The sequence below is a fragment of the Streptomyces sp. CoH27 genome, assembly GCF_020181035.1.
Taxonomy (GTDB): Bacteria; Actinomycetota; Actinomycetes; order Streptomycetales; family Streptomycetaceae; genus Streptomyces; species Streptomyces camelliae.
In genome coordinates this window covers 287,109-294,416 of sequence record NZ_JAIQYY010000005.1, presented here as the reverse complement: position 1 = coordinate 294,416, position 7,308 = coordinate 287,109, and the positions used below count along the sequence as shown (strand labels likewise).

The following is a 7,308-nucleotide window of genomic DNA, read 5'->3' as shown; positions in this document are numbered from 1 at the left end:
CCGAGTCCCGGAGGGCCTGGTGGGCGAGCAGGGACTTTCGTAGGCCTGCGGCAGATGGCTGGTTCCCGCGAGCGCCCGCGGACGGTCCGTCGCTGTATCCGTACGCTGGGTAGCCGGTCTGGGCAGATGACACAGGGGGTGCTGCTGGTAACCGGCACCGCGGGAGCAGGTCCGACCTGGCGCCCAGTGTTCAATGTTGCCGTATACGCCTGACATGCCTTCGAATCGATCGAGGGCGGGCTGCGGAAGCATCCCGTGAAGTGAGCAAAACGTGGAGGCCATGTGAAATACGGCCAACCTGGTGGCCGCTTGCATGCGCGTAGACCTCGCGTGACGCCGAGGCCCCGGCGGTGCCCGCCTGCCGTGTCGGGCCAGGCGCAAATGACTGGAAATTGAACTAATGGTGGACGGGCGCACTACGGTTTGCGGCGGTTGCTGTTCCACCGAGAGGAAACCCCTCATGACCGCCGCCGACAGCGCACCGATCACGGCCCGCATCCTCACCGGCTACCGCCCGGAGGACGGCTTCGTGGCCGTGGAGCTGAACCCGCCCCCCGCCGAATACGTCTGGCACGACGAAGACGCCGAGCAACAAGAGGAGCGGTACGGCCCGGGCGTGGGATACCACCAATGGTTGGCCATCGACGCGCAGAGCGGTGCGGTCTGGTTCGGGGACGTCGACTGGCGGGCCTCGCGCGAGCACCTGGAGCGCCAGCTCCCCGGTGTCCCGCGCAGCGCACTCGGCGACGGGACGCTGCCGACCCCCGGCGTTCTCGTGTACCTGCTGACCCACCTAGCGCACGACGAGCAGCGCGGCTACTCCTGGCGCTTCTTCACCGCCGAGGAGTTGCATGCGCTCGCGCTGCGCATACTCCCCGCCGTACAGCGGCTCGTGGACTCGATACACCGTACGGGACCGGCCGGCGAACTGGAGTGGTCCGCCGAGGCCGCCACCGCCTGGGACGACATCGAGCAGGCCGCCACCTACACCTTCGCTCCCTCCGGAGCGGTCGTCTGGCCCAGGCTCCGGATGAGCCCGGTCCCCGCGTGGCGGGTCGAGGTCGGCGCGTTCCTCGCGAGCAACCCCGACCTGTGCGACCCGTCCTGGGGAGTGGCCACCGACGCGGAACTGGAGGCTTACGCCGACTACCGGCCCGACTCGGGCTACGGCGGTGTCCCGGGGCGGATGTGCCGCCCCGCCGACCGGCAGATCGAGGACGGTTTCACCTTCTATGGCCACCGCGCCGCCCTGTACGCCTATCGCGCCCGGGCGTGCGGCGACCGTTCCCCGACGGAGGCCCGCACCTGGCTGGAGACAACAGAGGCCGGCAGGAGCACCTGGGAGGCGGCCAAGCCCCCCGGAGCCACGCTCGCCGATGTGCCGGACTGTGTGCTGGCGGCCTTGGCCGAACGCTTCCAGAGCGCCGCGCACGAGGAGGGGTTGGTCCTGACAGGCCTGTCCGCCTATCTGCAGCGGTTGCGCGCCGACGAACGGGCCTCCGTCGACCGGCAGCTTGTCTACGAAGGCGAGGAGGTCGAACGTCTCGAAAGCATGCTCAGGGACTTCCGCGCCGCGCGGAACCGCACCGTGACCCGGATACTGGCGTGGGCCGACGGCCGCGACGACGCGGAGATAGCCCGCCTGGCCTCCATCTCCCATGACGACGTCCGTGACTGGCGGGCCCGCCTGACCGCCGAACAGGCCACGGCGACGCCTTAGGGCCTGCGTGATGTTGTGATCAGGTAGTTGCCTTCAGGAGGTCGTTGATCCAGATCATCGAGGCGCGGAGGTGGAGGCCGGCGAGGTAGCTCTCGGGCATCTTGTCGTGTCGAGAAGACCCCGGCGTCCCGCCAGACGCGAAAGCGCCCGTAGACGGTCGCCCACGGTCCGAACTCGGAGGGCATCTCGCGCCACTGGGCGCTGGACCGGAACCGCCAGATCACCCCCTCGAACTGGTCCCGCAGCCGCTCGGGGTACGGACCGTACTCGACTATCGGCAGGTACGGCTCAATAAACTCCCACTGCTCGTCGGTGAGTTGTCTACGTGTCACACCCAGCGTCCTACCAGGTCCTGTCCCCGCACGGGACCAGAACCCGAGATTGATCACGACCTCACACAGGCCCTAGTACCCCGCGCCGGAGATACGTCTGGCGCCGCCTGGCCTTTACCCACCCCTTTGTCGATTCACAGGCAACGGCAAGGCACGCCACAGTGAGCGCTCAATCCGCCTTTGCACGCTACCCCCGTGACATCTGCCACCGATCCCCTCCCCCACACGACGACCGTGACGACCGCGTCCTCCGGCCTGTCGGCGCCGGACGCCGCCGTACCCCCTGAGCCCGCGCCGCGCTGGTCGCTGCCCGTGCTGCTCGCGATCCTGCTGCTGGCCGGCGTGCTGTACACCTGGAACCTGTCCGGTTCCAGCCTCAACAGCTTCTACAGCGCGGCCATCTACAGCGGCACACAGAACTGGAAGGCCTGGTTCTTCGGCTCGCTGGACGCCGGGAACTTCCTCACCGTCGACAAGCCGCCGTTCGCGAACATGGTCATGAGCCTGTCGTGCCGGATCTTCGGCTTCGGCACCTGGCAGATGATGCTGCCGGAGGTCGCGGCCGGGCTCGGCGCGATCTGGATCCTGCACTCCTCCGTGAAGCGGACGTTCGGGCACGCGGCGGCGGCCGTGGCCGCACTGGTCCTGGCCCTGACCCCGGTCACGGTCGCGATCAACCGGGACAACAACCCGGACACGATCCTCGTCCTGCTGATGGTCGGCGGGGCGGCGCTCGCGCTGCGCGCCACGCGTACCGGCACGTTGCTGCCGCTGCTCGGCTCGGCGGTCTGCTTCGGTCTCGCCTTCAACACGAAGATGCTGGCCGGCTACATCGCGCTGCCCGCCGTCTTCGCGGTCTACCTGCTCGCGGCGCGCCCGAAGCTCGTGCAGCGGATCGTGAACCTGCTGATCGCGGGCGTGGTCCTGGCGGTCTCCAGCTTCTGGTGGGCGGTCGCCGTGTCCCTGGTCCCCGCCTCCGAACGGCCGTACATCGGCGGTTCGACGGACGGCACCGCCTGGAACCTGATCATGGGCTACAACGGCCTCGGCCGGATCTTCGGCGGCCAGGGCAACGGCGGTGGTGGCGGGGGCGGCGGCGGAGGGTTCTCCGGCTCCGCCGGGCTCGGCCGGATGTTCAACACCATTCTCGGCGGCCAGATCTCCTGGCTGATCCCCTTCGCGGCGCTCGCCCTGATCTGCGGCCTGATCCTGTGCGGCCGCGCCCCGCGCACCGACCTCACGCGGGCCGCGCTCATCCTCTGGGGCGGCTGGGCGGTCCTGCACTACGTCACCTTCGCGACCGCCGAGGGCACGATGCACCCGTACTACACGACCGCCCTCGCCCCCGGCATCGCGGCGCTGTGCGGAGGCGGTGGCGTCCTGCTGCTGCGCGCGTTCCGCACCGACAAGCGGTGGATGTGGGCCCTGCCGGCCGGTCTCGCGGTGACGGCGATCTGGGCCGTCGTCCTGCTCCGCCGCGCCTCGGGCTGGAACACCTGGCTGTGGCCGACCGTCGGGGTGCTGACGGCGGCGGCGATCGCCGGCCTGTTCGTCTTCCGCTCCGGGAGCCGTGTGCGGCTGTTCGCGGCCTCCGTGGCAGCCGCGGTCGTGGCCGCGCTCGCGGGTCCGGCGGCGTACGCCTGGTCGGTGCCGTCCGGTTCGGGCGGCGGCATGAGCGGGGTGAACCCGACGGCCGGCCCGTCGACCGGCGGCGGCTTCGGCGGGCGCGGCGGAGGCGGGGGCCGGGGCGGCTTCCCGGGCGGCGGGGAGATGCCGGGCGGCAGCGGCCGGAACGCCGAGGCGGGAGGTGGCTTCCCCGGTGGTGCTCCCTCGGGCGGGGAGATGCCGGGCGGCAGCGGACAGCAGGCCGGTGGCTTCCCGGGCGGCGGCACGGGGAACGGTGAACTCCCCGGCGGACAGGGCGCGTCGGGCGGTACGGCACCGGCTGGTACGGCGCCGGGTGGCACCGGTACCGGTACCGGTGCCGCGAACGGCGAGTCGGGACGCATGCGCGGCGGCGCAATGGGCGGCGGCATGGGCGGCGGCGGTATGGGCGGCGCGAACAGCGACCTCATCGCCTACCTGAAGAAGCACCAGGACGGCGCCACCTGGCTGCTCGCGGTCTCCAACTCGCAGAGCGCCGCCCAGATCGAGCTGAGCGCGAAGGTGCCGGTCATCTCGATGTGGGGCTTCACCGGCACCGACGACGCGATGACCGTGGCCAAGCTCCAGGAACTGGTCAAGAAGGGCGAGCTGCACTACATCCAGCTCGGCGGCGGCATGATGGGCGGCGGCCCCGGCGGCGACAACAACAGCGTGTCCTCCGAGGTCACGGCCTGGGTGAAGAAGCACGGCACGCTGGTGAAGGAGAGCGCGTACAGCAAGACCACGAGCTCCACGTCAGCCGGCAAGACGTCGTCGCAGACGACCCAGTCCACGGTCTACCGCCTGGACCCGTCGGACGTGAACTGAGCCAACACCCCCGCTTCGGGAACCACACAGCGCGCCAGGGGATCAGACTCCCTTGGCGCGCTGCGCCGCAAGAGGAAGCCATGGTTCGTAAGAAGCCTGAGAACTCCGACTAGCCCACGTGCGTCGGCGCGAACATCCGCAGGACCGCAGGGAGCACCACCACCGACGGCCCCGGAGCCGACAGCGCCTTCCTCAGGTCCTCCTCCAGCGTTTCCGGAGTCGTCCGTACCCCCGGCACGCCGAAGGACTCCGCCAGGGCCACGTAATCCGGGCGGGTCAGTTCCGTGGCCGTGGCCTGGCCGAAGGCGTCCGTCATGTACTCGCGGAGGATGCCGTAGCCGCCGTCGTCGACGATCAGCCAGGTGACCGGGAGGTCGTACTGGCGTGCCGTGGCCAGTTCCGCGATCGAGTACAGGGCTCCGCCGTCGCCCGACACCGCCAGGACCGGGCGGGTGGGGTCCGCCGCCGCCGCGCCCAGCGCCGCCGGGAAGCCGTAGCCGAGGCCGCCGGCGCCCTGGGCCGAGTGCATCAGGTTCGTGCCGCGGGGGTCGAAGGCCGACCAAGCCCAGTACGCCAGGATCGTCATGTCCCAGAAGGAGGGTGCCGCTGCGGGGAGGGCGTAGCGGACGGCGGCCAACACCTGCTGTTCCAGGGTGAGTTCCTGCCCAGCGAGACGGTCGGCGACCTTCGCCAGCAGCTCTCGCACCCGCTCCGGCGCCGTCGGGTCCGTCCGCTCCTCCACCGTCTCCAGCAGGGCCTGCAACGCCAGGCGGGCGTCCGCGTGGATGCCCAGTGCCGGGTGGTTGGACTCCAGTTTGCCGAGGTCAGCCTCGATCTGGATCACTCGGCCCCGGGGCTTGAACGTGTGGTAATTGGAGGACAGTTCGCCCAGGCCCGAGCCGACCACCAGCAGGACGTCCGCGTCCTCCAGGAAGTCCGTCGTGTGCCGGTCCTCCAGCCAGGACTGGAGGGACAGGGGGTGGTTCCACGGGAACGCGCCCTTGCCGCCGAACGTCGTCACGACCGGAGCGTCCAGCTTCTCGGCCAACCGGCGCAGCTTGCCCGACGCGTCCGACCGTACGACCCCGCCGCCCGCGATGATCGCCGGGCGGGACGCGCGCGACAGCAAGTCGGCTGCCACCGCCGTCAGTTCGACACGCGGGACCAACTCCTCCGGCGTCGCGTCCACCGCCGTCACCACCGGCAGCGCGGTCGGCGCCAGCAGTACGTCCTGGGGGATCTCCACCCACACCGGGCCGTGCGGTGCCGTCAGGGCCGACTTCCAGGCCGCCGCGATCGCGGACGGGATCTGGGACTGCGTACGGACCGTGTGGACGGACTTGACCACACCCCGGAACGAGGCCGACTGGTCCGGGAGTTCGTGGAGGTAGCCGTGGCGGCCGCCGCCCAGGCCCGCCGTCGGGATCTGGCTGCTGATCGCCAGCACGGGGGCGGATGCCGCGGCTGCCTCCTGGAGCGCCGCCAGCGAGGTCAGCGCGCCCGGACCCGTCGAGAGCAGCAAGGGTGCCGCCTCGCCCGTGATCCGGCCGTACGCGTCCGCCGCGAAGCCCGCGTTGTTCTCCACCCGCAGGCCCACGTAGCGCAGCGACGAGCGGCGCAGGGCGTCGAACATGCCGAGGGCGTGCTGGCCGGGCAGGCCGAAGACCGTCGTCGCGCCGAGCCCGGCCAGCGTTTCCACGACCAGGTCTCCGCCGCTGCGGCCGGGAGGGGGATTCAGCGCGGCCTCCGTCTGCCGATCGGTCGGGCGGAGCACCAGGTCGTGGTCGTGAGTCACTTCGCTGCCGAGTCCTTCCGGGCCGCCGCGATCTGGCGGCTCATGATGGTGGTCAGTTCGTAGGCCGTGTGGGAGGCGGCGACGGAGGTGATCTCCGCGTGGTCGTACGCCGGGGCGACCTCGACCACGTCCGCCGACACCAGGTTGCAGGATGCCAGGCCGCGCAGGATCTCCAGCAGCTCCCGCGAGGTCATGCCGCCTGCCTCCGGCGTGCCCGTGCCGGGCGCGTGGGCCGGGTCGAGGCAGTCGATGTCGATGGAGATGTACAGCGGGCGGTCGCCGATGCGCTGGCGCAGCTGGTCGGCCACCTCGTCGGCGCCCCGGCGGTAGATGTCGGCCGAGGTGACGATGCCGAAGCCCATCTTCTCGTCGTCGGTGAGGTCCTGCTTGCCGTACAGGGGTCCGCGCGTACCCACGTGGGAGAGGGCCGAGGTGTCGAGGATGCCCTCCTCCACCGCGCGGCGGAACGGGGTGCCGTGGGTGTACTCGGCGCCGAAGTAGGTGTCCCAGGTGTCCAGGTGGGCGTCGAAGTGCAGCAGCGCCACCGGGCCGTGCTTCTTGGCGACGCTCCGCAGCAGGGGCAGGGCGATGGTGTGGTCGCCACCGAGGGTCATGAGCCGGGCGCCCGTGCCGAGCAGCTCGTCCGCCGCCGCCTCGATGGTCTCGACGGCCTCGTTGATGTTGAACGGGTTCACGGCGATGTCGCCGCCGTCCGCGACCTGGGCGAGGGCGAACGGCGACGCGTCCTGCGCGGGGTTGTACGGGCGCAGCAGCCGGGACGCCTCGCGGATGGCGTTGCCGCCGAAGCGGGCGCCCGGCCGGTACGAGACGCCGGAGTCGAACGGCACGCCCACGACGGCGACGTCGGCGGTGCCGACCTCGTCCAGGCGGGGCAGCCGGGCGAAGGTCGCGGGGCCGGCGTACCGCGGGATGCGGGAGGAGTCGACGGGACCGCGGGGCGTCTCGTTGCTGCTCATGGTGAAATGCCT

The 7,308-nt window shown here is 71.0% G+C and carries 4 protein-coding genes and 1 pseudogene; 2 read left to right on the top strand and 3 right to left on the bottom strand.

Going from position 1 to position 7,308, the window contains the following annotated elements:
- Positions 1-460: 460 nt before the first annotated feature.
- Positions 461-1,720, top strand: coding sequence for a hypothetical protein (locus tag LE548_RS10250; protein WP_225096359.1), 1,260 nt, complete (start codon positions 461-463; stop codon positions 1,718-1,720).
- A 110-nt stretch (positions 1,721-1,830) separates the two neighbouring features.
- Here LE548_RS10250 and LE548_RS10245 read toward each other — a convergent pair.
- Positions 1,831-2,052: pseudogene (locus tag LE548_RS10245) on the bottom strand (transposase); the annotation flags it as partial.
- Between the two features lie 195 nt (positions 2,053-2,247).
- Between LE548_RS10245 and LE548_RS10240 the strand changes: the two are divergent.
- The gene (locus LE548_RS10240) at positions 2,248-4,524 is read left to right on the top strand and encodes a glycosyltransferase family 39 protein (protein ID WP_374116052.1); all 2,277 of its coding nucleotides are present in this window, start codon (positions 2,248-2,250) and stop codon (positions 4,522-4,524) included.
- A 109-nt stretch (positions 4,525-4,633) separates the two neighbouring features.
- On the opposite strand, the gene LE548_RS10235 is transcribed toward LE548_RS10240, so the two are convergent.
- Positions 4,634-6,319: a thiamine pyrophosphate-binding protein gene (locus LE548_RS10235; protein WP_225096358.1), complete on the bottom strand. Its 1,686-nt coding sequence runs from the start codon at positions 6,317-6,319 to the stop codon at positions 4,634-4,636.
- The gene (speB, locus tag LE548_RS10230) at positions 6,316-7,296 is read right to left on the bottom strand and encodes an agmatinase (protein ID WP_225096357.1); all 981 of its coding nucleotides are present in this window, start codon (positions 7,294-7,296) and stop codon (positions 6,316-6,318) included. Before speB ends, LE548_RS10235 begins: the two co-directional genes overlap by 4 nt.
- Positions 7,297-7,308 lie beyond the last annotated feature (12 nt).